This window comes from Pseudomonas sp. K8 (assembly GCF_014889455.1).
GTDB lineage: Bacteria > Pseudomonadota > Gammaproteobacteria > Pseudomonadales > Pseudomonadaceae > Aquipseudomonas > Aquipseudomonas veronii.
On sequence record NZ_VJWO01000003.1, the window covers coordinates 134,892 to 153,267 of the forward strand.

Here is an 18,376-nt window from a genome sequence, read left to right on the forward strand (position 1 = left end):
CGGCGCTATGCCACATGGCCTTTTAGTGGCCCATTAGCCAGTGCTGATGGGGGCCGGGCAAGGTCCAGATACCGAACAGAATCACCAGCACGCCGCCGGCGGTACGCACACTGCGTTTGCGCAACAATGCCGTGACGCGTTCGGCGGCCAGCCCGGTCGCCAGCAGCACTGGCCAGGTACCCAGGCCGAACGCCAGCATCAGCACCGCACTGTCCAGCGCATTACCTTGGCTGGCGGCCCACAGCAGGGTGCTGTAGACCAACCCGCACGGCAACCAGCCCCACAGCGCGCCCAACAGCAGGGCGCGGGGCAGGCTGGACACCGGCAGCAAACGGTTGGCAACCGGCTGGATGTGCCGCCACAGGCCGCGACCGAGGCTTTCGATGCGGGTGAGGCCGCTCCACCAGCCGGCCAGGTACAGGCCCATGCTGATCAGCAGCAGGCCGGCCAGCACGCGCATGAACATCGCCGCCGGGCTGTTGGCCACGGCCCAGCCGGCCAGGCCGATCAGCAGGCCGGCGGTGGCGTAGCTGAGGATGCGCCCCAGGTTGTACGCGAGCAGCAGGCGGAACCTGCGGCTGCGTTGTTCCTTGGGGATCGCCAGCGTCAGCGCACCCATCAGGCCGCCGCACATGCCCAGGCAATGGCCGCCCCCCAGCAGGCCAAGGATCAGCGCGGAGACCAGCAGCGGCGCCAGATCAAGCATGGGGCGGATCTTTCGGGGCGGCCGGGGGCTCGGGGCTGTTGGCCTCGTCGACGGCGGCCAGGTGGTTTGGGTCCTGATCGTCGAACAGCACGCTGTGGGCCGGGCCGTCGAGGTCGTCGTACTGGCCGCTGTCCACCGCCCAGAAGAAGATGTAGATGGCGATGGCCACAATCAGCAGCGCCGCCGGAATCATCACGTATAAAGCTGGCATCTGCACTCCATGCCCGCGCGGCTCAAGCCGGCAACGGGCGGGTTACTGAGGGGGTGCTGGCGGTCGGCGCGCTCGGCAGGCGAGTCAGGCGCAGGGCGTTGAGCACCACGGTCAACGAACTGAGGGACATGCCGACCGCGGCCCAGATCGGCGTGATCCAGCCGAGCGCGGCAAACGGCAGCATAAGGCCATTGTACAGCCCGGCCCACAGCAGATTCTCCATGATCACCCGACGGGTGCGCCGCGCCAAGGTAAACGCTTGCACCAGGGCGTCGAGGCGGTTGGACAGCAGCACCGCGTCGGCGCTGGTTTTTGCCAGGTCGGTGGCCGAGCCCATGGCCACGCTGATATCGGCGGCGGCCAGCACCGGCACATCGTTCACCCCGTCGCCGAGCATCAGCACTTTGCGCCCTTCTTTGTGCAGTTGTTGCAGCACTTGCAGCTTGTCATCGGGGCGCAGGCCGCCGTGGGCTTCGTCGATGCCCAGTTCGGCGGCGACGCTGGCGACCATCGGCGAACTGTCGCCCGACAGCAGCAGCGTGCGCCAACCGCGTGCCTTGCAGGCCGCCAGCAGGGCCGGGGCGTCGCTGCGCAGGCGGTCATCCAGGACGAACCAGGCGAGGGCGCCGTCGCGGTCGCCCAACAGCAGCCATTGCCCGGCTTCATCCGGCGCGGCGGGGATCGGGCAGCCGCTGAGTTCACACACATAGCCCGGTTGGCCGATGCGCAGTTGACGTTCGCCCACCCAGCCTTCCAGGCCGAGGCCGGGGGCACTGAGCACTTCGTCGGCGGCCAGGGGCGCGCGCCCGAAGGCGCGGGCGATCGGGTGTTCTGAGCGATTTTCCAGGGCGGCGGCGAGGCCCAGGCACTGGTCGCTGTTCAACGCTCCCAGGGGGCGGATCGCACGCAGCGCCAGGCGCCCTTCGGTGAGGGTGCCGGTCTTGTCGAAAATCACCGTGTCGATCTGGTTCAGGCCTTCCAGCACATGGCCGCGGGTCAGCAGCAGGCCGAGTTTGTGCAGGGTGCCGGTGGCGGCCGTCAGGGCGGTCGGCGTGGCCAGCGACAGCGCGCACGGGCAGGTCGCCACCAGCATTGCCAGGACGATCCAGAACGCCCGCGACGCGTCCAACTGCCACCACAACAGGCCGATCAGCACGGCGGCGACCAGCGAGCCGAGCAGGAACCACTGTGCGGCGCGATCGGCGATTTGCGCCAGGTGCGGTTTCTCGGCCTGGGCCCGCTCCAGCAGGCGCACGATGGCGGACAGGCGCGTGTCATGGCCCAGGGCGCGCACTTCGACGGTCAGCGCGCCCTCGACGTTGAGGGTGCCGGCCGTTACCGCATCGCCGACTTGACGCGGTTGCGGCAGGTATTCGCCGGTGAGCAGGGATTCGTCGATGCTCGACTGGCCGTCGAGAATCACCCCGTCCGCCGGCAGCACGGCACCGGGATGAACCAGCACGCGGTCGCCCAGGGCCAGCTCGGGGAGCAGGATGCGTTCGCTCTGGCCTTCAGCGTTCAAACGCAGGCATGAGGCAGGCAGCAGGTTGACCAACTGCGCGGTAGCGGCGGCCGTGCGTTCGCGGGCCCGCCGCTCCAGGTAGCGGCCGGCCAGCAGGAACAGCGCGAACATGCCCACCGCATCGAAATACAGTTCACCGACGCCGGTGATCGCGGTCCAGATGCCGGCCAGGTAAGCCCCGCCAATGGCCAGGGATACCGACACGTCCATGGTCAGGTGACGGGTGCGCAGGTCGCGCATGGCGCCCTTGAAAAACGGCGCACAGCTGTAGAACACGATGGGCGTGGTCAGAAACATCGCGACCCAGCGCAGGATGACGTGCAGTTCGGCGCTGAGGTCGATATTGAATTCCGGCCAGGTGGCCATGGTCGCCATCATCGCCTGGAACCACAGCAACCCGGCAACCCCGAGTTGGCGCAAGGCCAGACGGTTTTCGCCGGCCAATTGCTCGGCGGCGCGGTCTGCCTGATAGGGGTGGGCGGCGTAACCGATATGGCGCAGCTCACTGAGCAGTTGGCTCAGCGGCAGTTGCCCGTCGGCCCAGCGTACCTGCAAGCGATGGTTGGACAGGTTCAGGCGCGCCTCCGCCACGGCGGGCAGGCTGCGCAGGTGTTTTTCGATCAGCCAGCCACAGGCCGCGCAACTGATGCCTTCCATCAACAGCGTGGCTTCGGCCAGTTCGCCATCGTGGCGCACGAAGGGTTTTTGCACATCGGCGCGGTCGTACAGCGCCAGTTCGTCGACCAATTGCACCGGCAGTGCCTCGGGGTTGGCCGAGGCTTCGCTGCGGTGCTGGTAATAGCTTTCCAACCCGCCCGCCACGATCGCTTCGGCCACGGCCTGGCAGCCCGGGCAGCAGAGTTCGCGGCGCTCGCCAAGGATCACGGCGGTGAAGCGGCTACCGGGTGGAACGGGCAGGGCGCAGTGGTAGCAGGGGGTTGGGGTGGTCATGGCGTTAGATCTTTGGTGGCGGGTAGGGCCTCATCGCGGGCAAGCCCGCTCCCACAGTGGATCGCGGTGTCCATGTGGGAGCGGGCTTGCCCGCGATGCGTGAAGCGCAGCCTGTTTACTTCTTCAGGTCTTCAGCACCCTGCAGCGGTTCATCCCCGAGCAGCAAGTCCTTGTCGTGGTTGACCTGTTCTTCTTCGAACAAGCGCCAGGTCCTGTCGCCTTCCACGCCGAGCAGTTCGACGAAGCGCCGACCTTCGACCTTGTCGGTGACCTGGCCGATGTAGCGACTGGGTTCGCTGTCGCTGCGGGCCAGGTTGATCTTGCGGTCCTTCTCGGGCTGAGTCGGCGAAATCAGGTTCAGTTCCAGGGTGCTCGGGTTGCTGTAGCCGGTGAGGTGCAGTTCGACTTCACCGGTCAGCTCATCCAGATGCACCTTGGCGCGCAGTTGCAGGGTCTGGGCCAGGCGTTCGCGGTCCAGGGAGCGGTTGATGCCTTTACCGGCCTCGTAGTAGTTGTCGTTGACCAGGTTGTCCGGGTTGTTCACTGCAATGGTCACCATGGACAAGGTCAAGGTCACCGAGCAAGCCAGGATACCAATGATGATCCAGGGCCAGAGGTGCTTGTACCAGGGGCTTGCGGCAGTGGCTACGGGCATTGTTCAGCTCTCTCGTTAACGAACTTGTGGGCCGATGAATCGGCTCTTGGCTTCAATGTGGACGCTGGCGTCATCGGCATCCTTGAGGATGAATTTCACCTCGTTGGTGCTCGACGGCAATTGTTCCGGCGCACTCGACAGTTCGACCGGCATGCTGACGATGTCGCCGGCAGCCACCTTGATTTCGCGGCGGCCTTGCAGCTTGAGGTCCGGCAGCCCGGCAGCATCAAGCACATACGTGTGGTCGCGCTGGTCTTTGTTCATGATCTTCAGGCTGTAGACGTTCTCGATCCGTCCTTCAGCGTTTTCGCGGTACAGCACACGGTCTTTGCTGACGTCGAAACCCACCAGCGGACGCATGAAAAATGCCGTGGCCAACAGGCTCATCATCGCCAGCAATACCAGCGCATAGCCGATCAGGCGCGGACGCAGCTTGTGGGTTTTCTGCCCCGACAGGTTGTGCTCGGTGGTGTAGCTGATCAGGCCGCGCGGGTAATCCATCTTGTCCATGATGTTGTCGCAGGCGTCGATACACGCGGCGCAGCCGATGCATTCGATCTGCAGGCCATCGCGGATGTCGATGCCGGTCGGGCACACCTGCACGCACATTGTGCAATCGATGCAATCGCCGAGGCCCTGGGCTTTGTAGTCGGCGCCTTTTTTACGCGGGCCACGCACTTCGCCACGACGTGGGTCGTAGGAGACGATCAGGGTGTCTTTGTCGAACATCACGCTTTGGAAGCGCGCATAGGGGCACATGTAGATGCACACCTGCTCGCGCAGCCAGCCGGCGTTGCCGTAGGTGGCGAGGGTGAAGAAACCGACCCAGAAATACGACCAGCCATCGGCCTGGCCGGTGAAGAAGTCGAACACCAGTTCGCGGATCGGCGAGAAATAACCGACGAAGGTCATGCCGGTGACAAAACCGATCAGCAGCCACAGCGTGTGTTTGCTGAACTTGCGCAGGAACTTGTTGGCGCCCATCGGCGCCTTGTCCAGCTTGATGCGCTGGTTACGGTCGCCTTCGGTGACTTTTTCGCACCACATGAAGATCCACGTCCACACGCTTTGCGGGCAGGTATACCCGCACCAGATGCGCCCGGCGTACACCGTGATGAAGAACAGGCCAAAGGCCGCGACGATCAGGATGCCCGAGAGGAGGATGAAGTCCTGGGGCCAGAAGGTCGCACCGAAAATGAAGAACTTACGTTCCGGCAGGTCCCACCACACGGCCTGGTGGCCACCCCAGTTCAGCCACACCGTGCCGAAGTAGAGCAGGAACAGACCGGCGCCGCCAAGCATGCGCAGGTTGCGGAACAGGCCCGTGAAGGCGCGGGTGTAGATTTTCTCTCGCGACGCGTAGAGGTCGACACCGTTGTTGGAGTTTTTGGCAGGTGGAGTAACGTCTTGTACCGGTATTTGCTTGCTCATCATTGCATCCCACGGCGGTGGAGATTTGCCTCGGCCAGTACGTGCCGGTCGGGGTCAAATGAAGGGTCTTGCAGTGGCGTAATGATACGCCCCCGATGACGCGCAAAGGGTGCGACCTTTGGTCGCGTTGGGGGAAATCAATTGATGGTGTAGGTGACGTGGATCAATTGACTTGTGAAGTATGGACGGTTTTTGCGCGTGGAGCGGTCATTCGTCCCATGGGTTAACCCATGAACCAGAGCAGTAGCGGCGATCAACGCATCGATTTCATTGGCCCGTATAGCTGCCAGAAAAAAGCCCCGCCAGTTTGTACTGTACGGGGCTTTTGTGTTTCTGATGAAGCTTACTGCTCTTGAGCCTTCTTATCCCCATGGGACAAGCTGTAAACATATGCGGCCAGTAAATGCACCTTGTCGTTACCTTGCAGTAGTTCCTGTGCAGGCATCTGGCCCTGGCGGCCGTAGCGGATGGTCTGCTGCAGTTGGGCGAAGCTTGAACCGTAGATGAACGCGCCCGGGTGAGTCAGGTCGGGTGCGCCCATGGCGGGTGTGCCTTTACCGGCCGGGCCGTGGCAGGCCACGCAGTTGGCGGCGAAGAGTTTCCCGCCGTTGGCCACGTCGGCCTTGGCGCCTTCCGGCAGTTTGCGGCCGTCAAGGTTGGTCACCACGAAGCCCGCCACGTCGGCCACGCCTTGTTCGCCGATGACTTCGGCCCAGGCCGGCATCACCGCGTGGCGGCCTTTCATGATGGTTTCCTTGATGGTCGCGGGCTCGCCGCCCCAGCGCCAGTCGGCGTCGGTCAGGTTGGGGAAGCCGTAGGCTCCCTTGGCGTCCGAACCGTGGCATACCGAGCAGTTGGAGGCGAACAGACGGCCGCCCATCTTCAGGGCCTGCGGGTCTTTGGCAACCTCTTCAATCGGCATCGCGGCGAATTTGGCGAAGATCGGCCCGAACTTGGCGTCCGACCTGGCCATTTCCTTTTCCCACTCATGCACGCCGGTCCAGCCGGTCTGGCCGTTGGCGAAGGCGGTCTGCTTGTCGTTGTCGAGGTAGTTGTAGCCCGGCAGCAGGCCTTTCCAATTGCCCAGGCCGGGGTATAGCACCAGGTAGCCGAGGGCGAAGACGATGGTGCCGACGAACAGCATGAACCACCATTTCGGCAGTGGGTTGTCGTACTCCTCGATACCGTCGAACGAGTGGCCGACGGTCTCGTCCGTTTGCTCGGCGCGCTGGCCCTTGCGGGTCGACAGCAGCAGCCAGGTCAGGGCGAAAATGGTACCCAGACTGAGGACTGTGACGTACAGACTCCAGAACGTAGTCATTCTTTGTTACTCCTAGAAGCTTGCTCGACGTGCTTGATGGCTTCGGGGTCATCCGCAAAGGGCAGCATGGTTGCGTCGTCAAACTCCGACTTGCGCTTGGGGCTGAACACCCACAGCGCCAGGCCGATAAAGGCCACCATCACGACAACGGTGCCCAGGCCACGAATCATCCCGATATCCATGAAGAATCACCGTTTGCTTTTGATGATGGTGCCAAGGCCTTGCAGGTAGGCCACCAATGCGTCCATTTCGGTCTTGCCCTTCACGGCTGCGGCTGCACCGGCGATGTCTTCGTCGGTGTAGGGCACGCCCAGGGTGCGCAAGACTTCCATCTTCTTCGCGGTGTCCTTGCCGTCGAGCTTGTTTTCCACGAGGAACGGGTACGCCGGCATTTTCGACTCAGGCACAACGTTGCGCGGGTTGTACAAGTGCGCGCGTTGCCAGTCATCGGAGTAGCGTCCGCCGACACGGGCCAGGTCCGGCCCGGTGCGCTTGGAACCCCACAGGAACGGGTGGTCCCACACGCTTTCACCGGCCACGGAGTAGTGGCCATAACGTTCGGTTTCAGCGCGGAACGGACGGATCATCTGCGAGTGGCAGCCGACACAGCCGTTGGCGATGTAGATGTCGCGGCCTTCCAGTTCAAGGGCGGTACGCGGCTTCATGCCTTCGACCGGCTTGTTGGTCACGTCCTGGAAGAACAGCGGAACGATCTGGGTCAGGCCGCCGATACTCACGGCGATGACCATGAAGAAGGCCAGCAGGCCGATATTCTTCTCGACTACTTCGTGCTTCATCAGTGGGCTCCCACAACGGCGATCTTGGCGGCGGCTTCGGCTTCTGCTGGGTCGGAGGCACGCACGGTGCGCCAGACGTTGTAGGCCATGAACAGCATGCCGGAGGCAAAGAACGCGCCGCCCAGGGCACGGACGATGTAGCCCGGGTGGCTGGCTTGCAGCGCTTCGACGAAGGAGTAGGTGAGGGTGCCGTCATCGTTGATCGCACGCCACATCAGGCCTTGGGTAATGCCGTTGACCCACATCGAGGCGATGTAGAGCACGGTGCCGATGGTGGCCAGCCAGAAGTGCGTATTGATCAACCCAACGCTGTGCATCTGCGCACGCCCGAAGATTTTCGGGATCATGTGGTACAGCGCGCCGATGGAGATCATCGCTACCCAGCCGAGCGCGCCGGCGTGTACGTGGCCGATGGTCCAGTCGGTGTAGTGCGACAGCGAGTTGACGGTCTTGATCGCCATCATCGGCCCTTCGAAGGTCGACATGCCGTAGAACGCCAGCGAAACCACCAGGAAGCGCAGGATCGGGTCGGTGCGCAGCTTATGCCAGGCGCCCGAGAGGGTCATCATGCCGTTGATCATGCCGCCCCAGCTTGGCGCCAGCAGGATGATCGACATCGCCATGCCCAACGACTGTGCCCAATCCGGCAGTGCGGTGTAGTGCAGGTGGTGCGGACCGGCCCAGATGTACAGGGTGATCAGCGCCCAGAAGTGGACGATGGACAGACGGTAAGAGTAGATGGGACGTTCGGCCTGTTTCGGCACGAAGTAGTACATCATCCCCAGGAAACCGGTGGTGAGGAAGAACCCCACGGCGTTGTGGCCGTACCACCACTGGATCATCGCATCCGTCGCTCCGGCGTAGGCTGAATAGGACTTGAACAGGGTGACCGGCAACGACGCATGGTTGACGATGTGCAGCATCGCCGTCACCAGGATGAAGGCACCGTAGAACCAGTTACCCACATAGATGTGCTTGGTCTTGCGCTTGGCGATGGTGCCGAAGAACACCACCGCGTAGATCACCCAGACAATCGCGAGCAAAATGGCGATGGGCCATTCCAGCTCGGCGTATTCCTTGGTGGTGGTGTAGCCCAGCGGCAACGAGATGCCGGCCCCGACGATCACGGCTTGCCATCCCCAGAAGGTGAAGGCGGCGAGGCCATCGGAAATCAGTCGCGTCTGGCAGGTTCGCTGCACGACATAGTAGGAGGTGGCAAATAATGCACATCCGCCGAAGGCGAAAATCACCAGGTTAGTGTGCAGCGGGCGTAGGCGGCCAAAGGTCGTCCATGGCAGGCCGAAATTCAATTCCGGCCAGACCAGTTGCGAGGCGATGAAGACCCCGAGCCCCATGCCAAGGATCCCCCAGACCACCGTCATGATGGCGAACTGGCGGACTACCTTATAGTTATAAGCAGTCGGACTGATTGCTGTGCTCATTCTAAGGTTCCACGGTTTAGGTTTTTTTATAGGTAAAAATCGGTCGCAAGTATGTAGAAACCGAGGTGCCATTGCAACGCAAGGGTGACCTGTGTCAATGCGTGCCACGCCAGATTCTGCGCCCTTTCCATGTTTGATGTAAGGACAAAATCCGAAATCAAAAACTGATCGATCGGACAGGAATTTTTGCGTGACGCGTCGGCGGGTGACTCGCTGTGTGTCGACACGCTGCTGAAGCGATGAACGGTCAGTGGCACGACAGCCGGTCGCTGCCAGCCTTTGCGCCTGTCATCTCTGCAGAAGTGTGCAACCCAGCGCGTGCAAGTCGACCGTCGACCGGTCTGTACCGATCCGCTGTGCAGACAAGCGTAGACCCGAATGGCAGGAGGGGAAAGCAGTGCTTTGGAAGGGTGCGACACTTGGTCGCGTAGGAAGGTTGAGCTACCGCCCCCGGATCAGGGGCGGCAGTTCAGGGGTGGAGCGTTACTCTGCCTGGCGTTGCGGCGTTGCGCCGTCAGCGTTGTGGGAGAGGCTGTAAACATAAGCGGCGAGCAGGTGAACCTTGTCATTGCCTTGCAGCACTTCCTGCGCCGGCATCTGGCCTTGGCGGCCGTGGCGAATGGTTTGCTGCAACTGCGCCAGGCTGGTGCCGTAGATAAAGCCGCTTGGCGCGGTCAGGTTCGGCGCGCCCATGGCTTCGACACCGTGGCCTTGCGGACCGTGGCAGGCCACGCAGGTGGTGTTGAACGTGGCTTGGCCGGCGACCAGGTCGGCGCCGCTGTCGGCTGGCAGTGGCAGCTTGGCCAGGTCGTGACGCACATAGGCGGCGACGTTTTTCACACCGTCTTCGCCCAGCACTTCGCCCCAGGCCGGCATCGCCGCGTGGCGACCGCCCATGATGGTGGTCTTGATCGCCTCGGCGGAGCCGCCCCAGCGCCAGTTATTGTCCGCCAGGTTCGGGAAGCCATACGCGCCCTTGGCATCCGAGCCGTGGCACACCGCGCAGTTGGAGGCGAACAGGCGCCCGCCCATTTTCAGCGCTTGTGGGTCTTTAGCGACTTCTTCCACTGGCATGGCCGAGAATTTGGCGAAGATCGGCCCGAACTTGGCGTCGGCCTTGGCCATTTCCTTGTCCCATTCCTTGGTCGAGGTCCAGCCACCTTCATAGCCCGGCAGGACGCCTTTCCAGTTGCCCAGGCCCGGGTAGAGGATCAAGTAGCCGACGGCGAACAGCAGGGTGCCGGCGAACAGCATGAACCACCACTGAGGCAGCGGGTTGTCGTATTCCTCAATGCCGTCGAAGGCGTGGCCCATGGTCTGGTCGACACTGCCCTTGGTCTCGCCCTTGCGGGTGCCGAACAGCAGCCAGGTCAGGCCGATCAGGCTGCCGATGGTCAGTACGCAGATCCATGTACTCCAGAAGGTAGTCATGGCCGATTGCTCCTTGTTGCAGGCGCTTCTTGAGCGTCGGATGGGGTGGCGGTGGGTTCGTCGGCAAACGGCAGCAGGCGTGCCTGCTCGAATTCCGCATTGCGTCGGTTGTTGAATACCCACAGCGAGAGGCCGATAAAGGCGATGGCGACGACTAGCGTGCCGAGGCCGCGGATGGTGCCCGCATCGAATTCAAATCCCATGGCTCACCTCTTGCTCTTGATGGCGGTGCCGAGGACTTGCAGGTACGAAACCAGCGCGTCGATCTCGGTCTTGCCCTTGAGGCTGGCCACTGCGCCGTTGATGTCGTCGTCGGTGTAGGGCACGCCGAGGGTACGCATCACTTTGAGCTTGGCTTCGGTGTGGCTGCTGTCGAGCGGTGCCGTCACCAGCCATGGGTAGGCCGGCATTTTCGACTCAGGCACTACGTTGCGCGGGTTGTACAAGTGCGCGCGGTGCCAGTCGTCCGAGTAGCGTGCGCCGACGCGCGCCAGGTCTGGCCCGGTACGCTTGGAGCCCCACAGGAACGGGTGATCCCAGACGCTTTCGCCCGCAACCGAGTAGTGCCCGTAGCGCTCGGTCTCGGCACGGAACGGACGGATCATCTGCGAGTGGCACTGTACGCAACCTTCGCGGATGTAGATGTCGCGGCCTTCCAGTTGCAGCGCGGTGTAGGGCTTCATGCCTTCCACCGGTTTGTTGGTCACGTCCTGGAAGAACAGCGGGACGATCTGGGTCAGGCCGCCGATGCTCACGGCAAGCACCATCAGCAGCATCAGCAGGCCGACGTTCTTTTCAATCGTTTCGTGTTTCATCACTGACTCCTCAGGCCGTCTGCGCGGCAGGGGTGGCTTCGACAGGTTGTGCCGAGCGCACGGTGCGCCATGTGTTGTAAGCCATCAGCAACATGCCGCTGAGGAACACCGCACCGCCCACCAGTCGCACGACGAAGCCAGGGTGGCTGGCCACCAGGGTTTCGACGAAGGAGTAGGTCAAGGTGCCGTCTTCGTTGATCGCACGCCACATCAGGCCCTGGGCGATGCCGTTGACCCACATCGAGGCGATGTAGAGCACGGTGCCGATGGTGGCCAGCCAGAAGTGCGCGTTGATCAGGCCGACGCTGTACATCTGCTCGCGGCCGAAGACTTTCGGGATCATGTGATACAGCGCGCCGATGGAGATCATCGCCACCCAGCCGAGCGCGCCGGCGTGTACGTGGCCGATGGTCCAGTCGGTGTAGTGCGACAGCGAGTTGACGGTCTTGATGGCCATCATCGGCCCTTCGAACGTCGACATGCCGTAGAACGCCAGCGAGACGACCAGGAAGCGCAGGATCGGGTCGCTGCGCAGCTTATGCCAGGCGCCCGAGAGGGTCATCATGCCGTTGATCATGCCGCCCCAGCTTGGTGCCAGCAGCACCAGGGACATCACCATGCCCAACGACTGTGCCCAGTCCGGCAACGCGGTGTAGTGCAGGTGGTGCGGACCGGCCCAGATGTACAGGGTGATCAGCGCCCAGAAGTGGACGATGGACAGGCGATAGGAATACACCGGACGTTCGGCTTGCTTGGGTACGAAGTAGTACATCATCCCGAGGAAGCCGGCAGTCAGGAAGAAACCTACTGCGTTATGCCCATACCACCACTGCACCATGGCATCCGTCGCACCGCCGTACAGCGAGTAGGACTTGGTCAGGCTGACCGGGATTTCCAGGTTGTTGACGATATGCAGGATTGCCACGGTGATGATGAACGCACCGAAGAACCAGTTACCGACATAGATGTGCTTGGTATTGCGCTTGGCCACAGTGCCGAAGAACACAATGGCATAAGCCACCCAGACGATAGTGATCAGGATGTCGATCGGCCATTCCAGCTCGGCGTATTCCTTGGAACTGGTGTAACCCAGTGGCAAGGTGATCGCTGCCAGGACAATGACCAGTTGCCAGCCCCAAAAGCAGAACTGCGCGACTTTCGGCGCGAACAGCTGGGTTTGGCAGGTGCGCTGCACCGAGTAGAAGGAGCTGGCAAACAGCGCACAACCCCCGAAGGCGAAGATCACCGCGTTGGTGTGCAGCGGGCGCAAGCGGCCGAAGCTGGTCCAAGGCAAGTCGAAGTTGAGTGCAGGCCACACCAATTGAGCCGCGAGAAAAACCCCGAGCCCCATGCCGACGATGCCCCACACCACCGTCATAATCGCGAATTGGCGGACCACCTTGTAGTTATAGGCGGTACTTAAAGTAGTGTTCATGGTTCCCCATCCACGGTTCAACCCAAGCAGATGCGACACTTGGGCTGGAGTTATAGGCAGACTAAAAAGCGAGGTAAGCATGGGCAAAGAGCACAAGGCCAGTATTGACGGGGATCAATGGGCACGGTGTGTGCAGGAGCATGGCTGGCTGTGGGATATCGCCTCGGGTGCGTCAGCGCATACGCCTGTGACGCTGATCCTGGCCCACGGCGCCGGCGCACCGATGGACTCATCTTTCATGAACGACATGGCTGCGCGCCTTGCCAGGCATGGCGTCAATGTGGTGCGCTTTGAGTTTCCCTACATGGCCCAGCGCCGGTTGGACGGGGGCAAGCGCCCGCCCAACCCCGTGCCGAAACTGCTGGAAAGCTGGCGCGAGGTGTATGCCGAGGTGCGACGCCATGCCGCTGGGAAACTGGCCATCGGTGGCAAGTCCATGGGCGGGCGCATGGCCAGTTTGCTCGCCGATGAATTGGAGGCCGATGCCTTGGTGTGCCTGGGCTATCCGTTCTATGCGGTGGGCAAGCCGGAAAAGCCGCGAGTCGCGCATTTGGCCGGGTTGAACACGCCGGCATTGATTGTGCAGGGCGAACGCGATGCCTTGGGTAATCGGGCCGCGGTGCAGGGGTACGACTTGTCACCGAGCATCGAGGTGCTGTGGCTGGCGGCGGGGGATCATGATTTGAAACCGTTGAAGGCTTCAGGGTTCAGCCATGAGCAGCATTTGGAGGCGGCGGCGGTGCGAGTGGCTCAGTTTATCGGCGCCTGTTAGGGCCCTATCGGGGGCAAGCCCCCTCCCACATGAGGTGTACGCGGTTAAATGTGGGAGGAAACAAGCCCTCTCCCACATTCGACTGCATTCCAAGGCGTGTACGCGGTTAAATGTGGGAGGGGCGGTGCGACGATTCGACTTGCCCCCGATAGCGGTTTAACGGTTAAAACGCTCTACCAGCGAATACTGGGTATTGGCGGTAACAGTAAGCTCTTCACTCAACTGCGCCGAGTTCAATGCCTGTTCCGAGGTCTGGTCCGCCAACAGCGCGATGGTGCTGATATTGCGGCTGATCTCTTCGGCCACCGAACTTTGCTCTTCCGTGGCGGCGGCGATCTGTGTGGTCATGTCGGTGATGTTGGCCACCGCTTCGCTGATGCCCACCAGTGCCTGGTCCGCTTCCATCACCCGCGCCACGCCTTCTTCGGCCTGGCGATGCCCGGCGTCCATGGTTTGTACGGCAGCGGCGGCGGTCTGCTGCAGCTTGGCGATCAGGGTGTGGATCTGCCCGGTCGATTCAGCGGTACGCTGCGCCAATTGGCGGACTTCATCGGCAACCACCGCAAAACCACGGCCCATCTCACCGGCACGCGCTGCTTCGATCGCGGCGTTCAAGGCCAGCAGGTTGGTCTGGTCGGCGATGCCTTTGATCACGTCGACCACGCCGCCGATTTCATCGCTGTCCTTGGCCAGTTGGGTGACCGTCACGCCGGTCTCGCCAACCGCGGCCGCCAGCCGCTGAATCGCCTCGCGGGTTTCCCCGGCGATATCGCGGCCGCGCCCGGTCAGGCGATTGGCTTCCTGGGTGGCATCGGCCGTGCGCTGCACATGGCTGGCGACTTCCTGGGTGGTCGCCGCCATCTGGTTGACCGCGGTAGCCACTTGTTCGGTTTCCACACGCTGGCGTTCCAGGCCGCTGGAGCTATTGTGCGCCAGGGTGTTGGACTGCGCCGCCTGCTCGTTGAGGTGTTCGGCGGTGTCCTGCAAGCGCGTGAGACAGGTCTTCAGACGTGCCTCTTGGCTTAGGATCGACATTTCCAGTCGCGCCTGGGCGCCACGGCTGTCGGTATACATCTGCGCGATCAACGGGTCGGAGGTGGTCTGTTCGGCCAGGCGCAGCAGACGCTTGAGGCCGCGCTGTTGCCAGCTCAGGCCCAGCAGGCCCAGCGGCACCGACAACCCTGCCGCGAGGGCAAAGCCCCATTGAGAATTGAGCGATGCGCCAATCATGAAGCTCAACTGGCTGACCAGAATAAATGGCAGCCAGTCCTGCAGCACCGGCAGCCACTTGTCCCGCCGGGGAATGGCGGGCTTGCCCTGATTGATGCGGTGGTAGAGCGCTTCGGCCCGGCGGACCTGCTCGGCGGTGGGCTTGACGCGCACCGATTCATAGCCGACCACCTGGTTGCCATCGAACACTGGCGTCACATAGGCGTTGACCCAGTAGTGATCGCCGGTTTTGCAGCGGTTCTTGACGATGCCCATCCATGGCAAGCCTTGCTTGAGCGTGGACCACATGTGTGCGAACACAGCCGCCGGAACGTCCGGGTGGCGTACCAGGTTATGCGGGGCACGTACCAGTTCGTCGCGGGAGAAACCACTGATTTCGACGAAAGCGTCGTTGCAATAAGTGATGACACCCTTGGCATCTGTGGTGGAGATCAACCGTTGCTGAGCGGGGAAAGTACGTTCGCGCTGGGTAACGGGTTGGTTATTACGCATGGTTATTCAATCCGCAAGGCTTTCAAGGGGTATCGGCGATGGCGATCATTTATTTAACTTATTTTCGTAATAATCAGCCGGCGAGCATTGGATAGGAAAACAGTCCGAAATGCAGCAAATTCAGGCCGAAATGCGTGGCAATTGCCGCACCCAGGCCGCCAAAACGATAAGCAAGGCCATAACCGGCCCCGGCGATGCTGGCCAGCAGCACCCACTGCCAGCCCGCGCTCAGGTGCGCCAGGCCGAACAGCAGCGAGGCCAGCAGCAATGCGAGGTTTTCGCCGTAGGGCAAGTGTTTGAGGCGCTGGCTCAGGCCGCCCTGAATGTAGCCGCGAAACAGCGCTTCTTCCACCAGCGTCACCAGCAACAGGTTATTCAGCACCCACAGCCACGCCTGCTCCGGCCACTTCGGCGCCCAACTGATGATTCCCAGCAACGCCGCGCCGCCCAGGGCTGCGATGGCCGTCAGCGCCAGCGCCAGGGCGGTGACGCAGATCGACAGGCGCAATGAACACCGCGCCACAATCCACGGGCAGGCCAGCAGCAGCCAGAAACCGATCAGTGGTTTGTCCTGGTTGAGGTACATCGAGAAGGGCACGGCATCGGCGCTGAAACGCTGGGGGGCGATACCGCGCCCGTTATAGAACCCCGGTAGCCAGTGCATCGCCAGGCCCAAGGCCAAGACGATGAACAACCCGTGGCCGACGTAGCGCGCCCACGGGGTACGTTGTTGGCGTACCGCATACCCGGCGATCAACAACAGCGCCACGGAGATGGCCGCGAGCACACCCAGTTGGCCGTAGACCAACGCCAGTGCATAGCCGATGGACAGGAGGACGAGATACACCCAGGGCAATGCGCTCATGTGACATCCTTGGAAAAAACTGCTCGGTAGTATAGCGAGTGGGTTCCGGCGCCAAAATGAAAATGCCGTCACGCGAAAAGGGCGATGTCGGAGCGATTGCAAAATATGTCGGCGGTTGGTTATAGTCGCCGCGTCTTCACCTCCTCAAAAGATCAGCCCATGCCTGCATTCCTGTGCATAGCGGTAGTCGATTCAGCGTCCAGCGCTGTGGTCGTGCCGTGCGGGAACCTGCAGCCTGCGCAGATCAGCCACTACCCCCCACCTGTCAGTAGCACGCCGGTGTACGCAGTCGTATCACCGCCGGGTGTTGGCATTTCGGGCTGATCAGCTGATTGCTGTTGCCCTATGCCCGCCTGAAAAAAACCTACTGAGTTTCAGCCTTGCTTGGCTGAATCGGCTTTTTTTGCCTGATTACAGGTGGTAACCATGTCTGTTATGTCGAAACAATCCGTGGCCGCGGCGGCCTCGACGAGCCTGTTCGTATTGCTGTGGAGCAGCGGGGCGATTTTCTCCAAGTTGGGCCTGGCCCATGCGTCACCCTTTGCCTTTTTGCTGATCCGTTTTGCCATCGCCCTGGCGGGGCTGGTGATGCTGGTACCGATCCTCAAGCTGAAACTGCCACAACCCGGCAAGCCGCTGTGGTATGCGGCGACGACGGGGCTGGTGTTGTTGGGGGCGTACCAGATTTTCTATCTGCTGGCCCTGGACCTCAACGTCACGCCGGGGATGATGGCGACCATCATGGGTGTGCAGCCGATCCTGACCGTGGTGCTGATGGAGCGCCAGCGTTCCTGGCGCCGGATGTTCGGCCTGGGCCTGGGGTTGGCCGGCTTGATCATGGTGGTGTACCAGGGCATCGGGCTGTCGCGGATGTCCCTGGCCGGGATGCTGTTCGGTTTGCTGGCCCTGGCAAGCATGACCTTCGGCTCGATCATGCAGAAGCGCATCACCGATAACCCGTTGGGCACGCTGCCCGTGCAATACCTGGCCGGGTTGGTGTTGTGCTCGGTGTTCGTGCCGTTCCAGCCGTTCCACTTTGAACACACCGCCGGTTTTTACCTGCCGGTGCTGTGGATGGGCCTGGTGGTGTCGCTGCTGGCGACGCTGTTGCTGTACCGCCTGATCGCCCGCGGCAACCTGGTCAATGTCACCAGCCTGTTCTACCTGGTGCCGGCGGTGACGGCGGTGATGGATTACCTGATCTTCGGCAATCGGCTCGCGTGGTTGAGCCTGCTGGGGATGGGGTTGATCATCATTGGCCTGGTCTTTGTGTTCCGTAAACGCTAACCAGCGGACACGCTGTAGGGGCAGGCATGCTCCTACAGCGCTTTGGCCAATTTCCCTGGCCGCAACACCAACCACAACGCCCCCGCGATCAATATCCCGCCATACAGATGCGCCATCGACAGCGGCTCATCCAGCAGCAACGCACCCCACAGCACCCCGAACGGCGGGATCAGGAAGGTGGTGGTCATCGATCGCACCGGGCCAATGGCTGTCAGCAGGCGAAAGTACAGGACGTAGGCAAACGCCGTACACATCAGCCCCAACCCGAGCAACGACAACCACACGTGCCAGCCGCCCCAGCTTGCCGGCGGATGAACGATGGCGCTGTAGGCAAACAGCGGCAGCAGGAACAAGGTCGCGCCGAGCATGCTGCCCAGGGCCGCGAGCCGACTGTCGAGCCCGCCGCGCTGATCCAGCCAGCGGCGCGCGAGAAACCCGGCAAAACCGTAGCAAGTGGTGGCCAACAGGCAGGCCAACGCGCCCATCAACAATTCCAGGTCAAACGCCACCGGCCCGGCGCGGGTCAGCACGCCCACGCCAAACAGGCCCAGGCACACCCCGGCGACTTTCGATGGCGTCAGGCGTTCGCTGAAAAACAATCCGCCAATCAGCACGCCCATTAACGGCGTGGTGGCATTGAAGATCGCCGAGTAACCCGCCGGCAACACCTGGGCCGCCACGGAGTACAGGGTCGCGGGTATGCCGGAGTTGATCACGCCCAGCAGCAGGATGGTCTTGAACTTGCCTTGGAAGTCCCAGTTCACGCGCATCACCGCGAGCATCACCAGCAACCCGGCGGCGGCAATCGACACGCGGAAAAACGCGGTCGGCAGCGTGCCGATTTCCGGGGCGATAATACGCATGAACAGGAAACTCGCGCCCCAGATCGCGGCCAGCCCCAGCAGGTATAGGGTGTCGACAGGTCTCACGGAAAACTCCTACATCAATAAGGCGGCGAGTGTTGCCCAGCGACTGGCTCGACACAATCGCTGATTACAGGACAACCCGCGTCA

The 18,376-nt window shown here is 62.2% G+C and carries 18 protein-coding genes; 2 read left to right on the forward strand and 16 right to left on the reverse strand.

Going from position 1 to position 18,376, the window contains the following annotated elements; translation table 11 throughout:
- Positions 1 to 22: 22 nt before the first annotated feature.
- From INT12_RS03390 to ccoN (INT12_RS03450), 13 genes are all read right to left on the reverse strand, one after another.
- Entirely contained in the window at positions 23 to 706 is a 684-nt protein-coding gene (locus INT12_RS03390; RefSeq protein ID WP_046382455.1) for a sulfite exporter TauE/SafE family protein, read from the reverse strand.
- Positions 699 to 917: a cbb3-type cytochrome oxidase assembly protein CcoS gene (gene ccoS, locus INT12_RS03395; protein ID WP_017845253.1), complete on the reverse strand. Its 219-nt coding sequence runs from the start codon at positions 915 to 917 to the stop codon at positions 699 to 701. The genes INT12_RS03390 and ccoS overlap by 8 nt, the downstream gene beginning before the upstream one ends.
- A 22-nt stretch (positions 918 to 939) precedes the next feature.
- Positions 940 to 3,390: a heavy metal translocating P-type ATPase gene (locus tag INT12_RS03400; RefSeq protein WP_079444493.1), complete on the reverse strand. Its 2,451-nt coding sequence runs from the start codon at positions 3,388 to 3,390 to the stop codon at positions 940 to 942.
- Positions 3,391 to 3,505: 115 nt separating this feature from the next.
- On the reverse strand, positions 3,506 to 4,045 hold the full coding sequence (locus INT12_RS03405) for a FixH family protein (protein WP_046489429.1): 540 nt from the start codon (positions 4,043 to 4,045) through the stop codon (positions 3,506 to 3,508).
- Between the two features lie 15 nt (positions 4,046 to 4,060).
- Entirely contained in the window at positions 4,061 to 5,476 is a 1,416-nt protein-coding gene (gene ccoG, locus INT12_RS03410) for a cytochrome c oxidase accessory protein CcoG (protein ID WP_017845256.1), read from the reverse strand.
- A gap of 343 nt (positions 5,477 to 5,819) precedes the next feature.
- Positions 5,820 to 6,797 carry a cytochrome-c oxidase, cbb3-type subunit III gene (ccoP, locus tag INT12_RS03415; RefSeq protein WP_017845257.1) on the reverse strand — a complete coding sequence of 326 codons (978 nt, stop codon included), beginning with the start codon at positions 6,795 to 6,797 and terminating at the stop codon, positions 5,820 to 5,822.
- Complete coding sequence (locus tag INT12_RS03420; protein WP_016775513.1) at positions 6,794 to 6,979, reverse strand: CcoQ/FixQ family Cbb3-type cytochrome c oxidase assembly chaperone; 186 nt, start codon at positions 6,977 to 6,979, stop codon at positions 6,794 to 6,796. The genes ccoP (INT12_RS03415) and INT12_RS03420 overlap by 4 nt, the downstream gene beginning before the upstream one ends.
- Before the next feature lie 6 nt (positions 6,980 to 6,985).
- A complete protein-coding gene (gene ccoO / locus INT12_RS03425) occupies positions 6,986 to 7,594 on the reverse strand; it encodes a cytochrome-c oxidase, cbb3-type subunit II (RefSeq protein ID WP_017845258.1) in 609 nt (202 codons plus the stop codon).
- Positions 7,594 to 9,036, reverse strand: a complete 1,443-nt coding sequence (ccoN, locus tag INT12_RS03430; protein WP_017845259.1) for a cytochrome-c oxidase, cbb3-type subunit I — start codon at positions 9,034 to 9,036, stop codon at positions 7,594 to 7,596. Before ccoN (INT12_RS03430) ends, ccoO (INT12_RS03425) begins: the two co-directional genes overlap by 1 nt.
- Before the next feature lie 483 nt (positions 9,037 to 9,519).
- Positions 9,520 to 10,467 carry a cytochrome-c oxidase, cbb3-type subunit III gene (ccoP, locus tag INT12_RS03435; RefSeq protein WP_017845260.1) on the reverse strand — a complete coding sequence of 316 codons (948 nt, stop codon included), beginning with the start codon at positions 10,465 to 10,467 and terminating at the stop codon, positions 9,520 to 9,522.
- Positions 10,464 to 10,670 carry a cbb3-type cytochrome oxidase subunit 3 gene (locus tag INT12_RS03440; RefSeq protein WP_017845261.1) on the reverse strand — a complete coding sequence of 69 codons (207 nt, stop codon included), beginning with the start codon at positions 10,668 to 10,670 and terminating at the stop codon, positions 10,464 to 10,466. Before INT12_RS03440 ends, ccoP (INT12_RS03435) begins: the two co-directional genes overlap by 4 nt.
- A gap of 3 nt (positions 10,671 to 10,673) precedes the next feature.
- A complete protein-coding gene (gene ccoO / locus INT12_RS03445; protein WP_017845262.1) occupies positions 10,674 to 11,282 on the reverse strand; it encodes a cytochrome-c oxidase, cbb3-type subunit II in 609 nt (202 codons plus the stop codon).
- A 10-nt stretch (positions 11,283 to 11,292) separates the two neighbouring features.
- Positions 11,293 to 12,717, reverse strand: coding sequence for a cytochrome-c oxidase, cbb3-type subunit I (ccoN, locus tag INT12_RS03450; protein WP_017845263.1), 1,425 nt, complete (start codon positions 12,715 to 12,717; stop codon positions 11,293 to 11,295).
- 79 nt (positions 12,718 to 12,796) lie between these two features.
- Between ccoN (INT12_RS03450) and INT12_RS03455 the strand changes: the two genes are divergently transcribed.
- On the forward strand, positions 12,797 to 13,489 hold the full coding sequence (locus tag INT12_RS03455) for an alpha/beta family hydrolase (RefSeq protein ID WP_193039563.1): 693 nt from the start codon (positions 12,797 to 12,799) through the stop codon (positions 13,487 to 13,489).
- Positions 13,490 to 13,645: 156 nt separating this feature from the next.
- Here the strand turns inward: INT12_RS03455 and INT12_RS03460 are convergent, their stop codons facing one another.
- Together INT12_RS03460 and INT12_RS03465 are read right to left on the reverse strand one after the other, a co-directional pair.
- Positions 13,646 to 15,211, reverse strand: coding sequence for a methyl-accepting chemotaxis protein (locus tag INT12_RS03460; RefSeq protein WP_193058761.1), 1,566 nt, complete (start codon positions 15,209 to 15,211; stop codon positions 13,646 to 13,648).
- A 73-nt stretch (positions 15,212 to 15,284) separates the two neighbouring features.
- On the reverse strand, positions 15,285 to 16,076 hold the full coding sequence (locus INT12_RS03465; protein WP_193039562.1) for a CPBP family intramembrane glutamic endopeptidase: 792 nt from the start codon (positions 16,074 to 16,076) through the stop codon (positions 15,285 to 15,287).
- 426 nt (positions 16,077 to 16,502) lie between these two features.
- On the opposite strand from INT12_RS03465, the gene INT12_RS03470 reads away from it, so the two are divergent.
- Positions 16,503 to 17,363, forward strand: a complete 861-nt coding sequence (locus INT12_RS03470) for a DMT family transporter (RefSeq protein ID WP_193039561.1) — start codon at positions 16,503 to 16,505, stop codon at positions 17,361 to 17,363.
- 32 nt (positions 17,364 to 17,395) lie between these two features.
- Here the strand turns inward: INT12_RS03470 and INT12_RS03475 are convergent, their stop codons facing one another.
- The gene (locus INT12_RS03475; protein ID WP_017845268.1) at positions 17,396 to 18,292 is read right to left on the reverse strand and encodes a DMT family transporter; all 897 of its coding nucleotides are present in this window, start codon (positions 18,290 to 18,292) and stop codon (positions 17,396 to 17,398) included.
- Between the last annotated feature and the right edge of the window lie 84 nt (positions 18,293 to 18,376).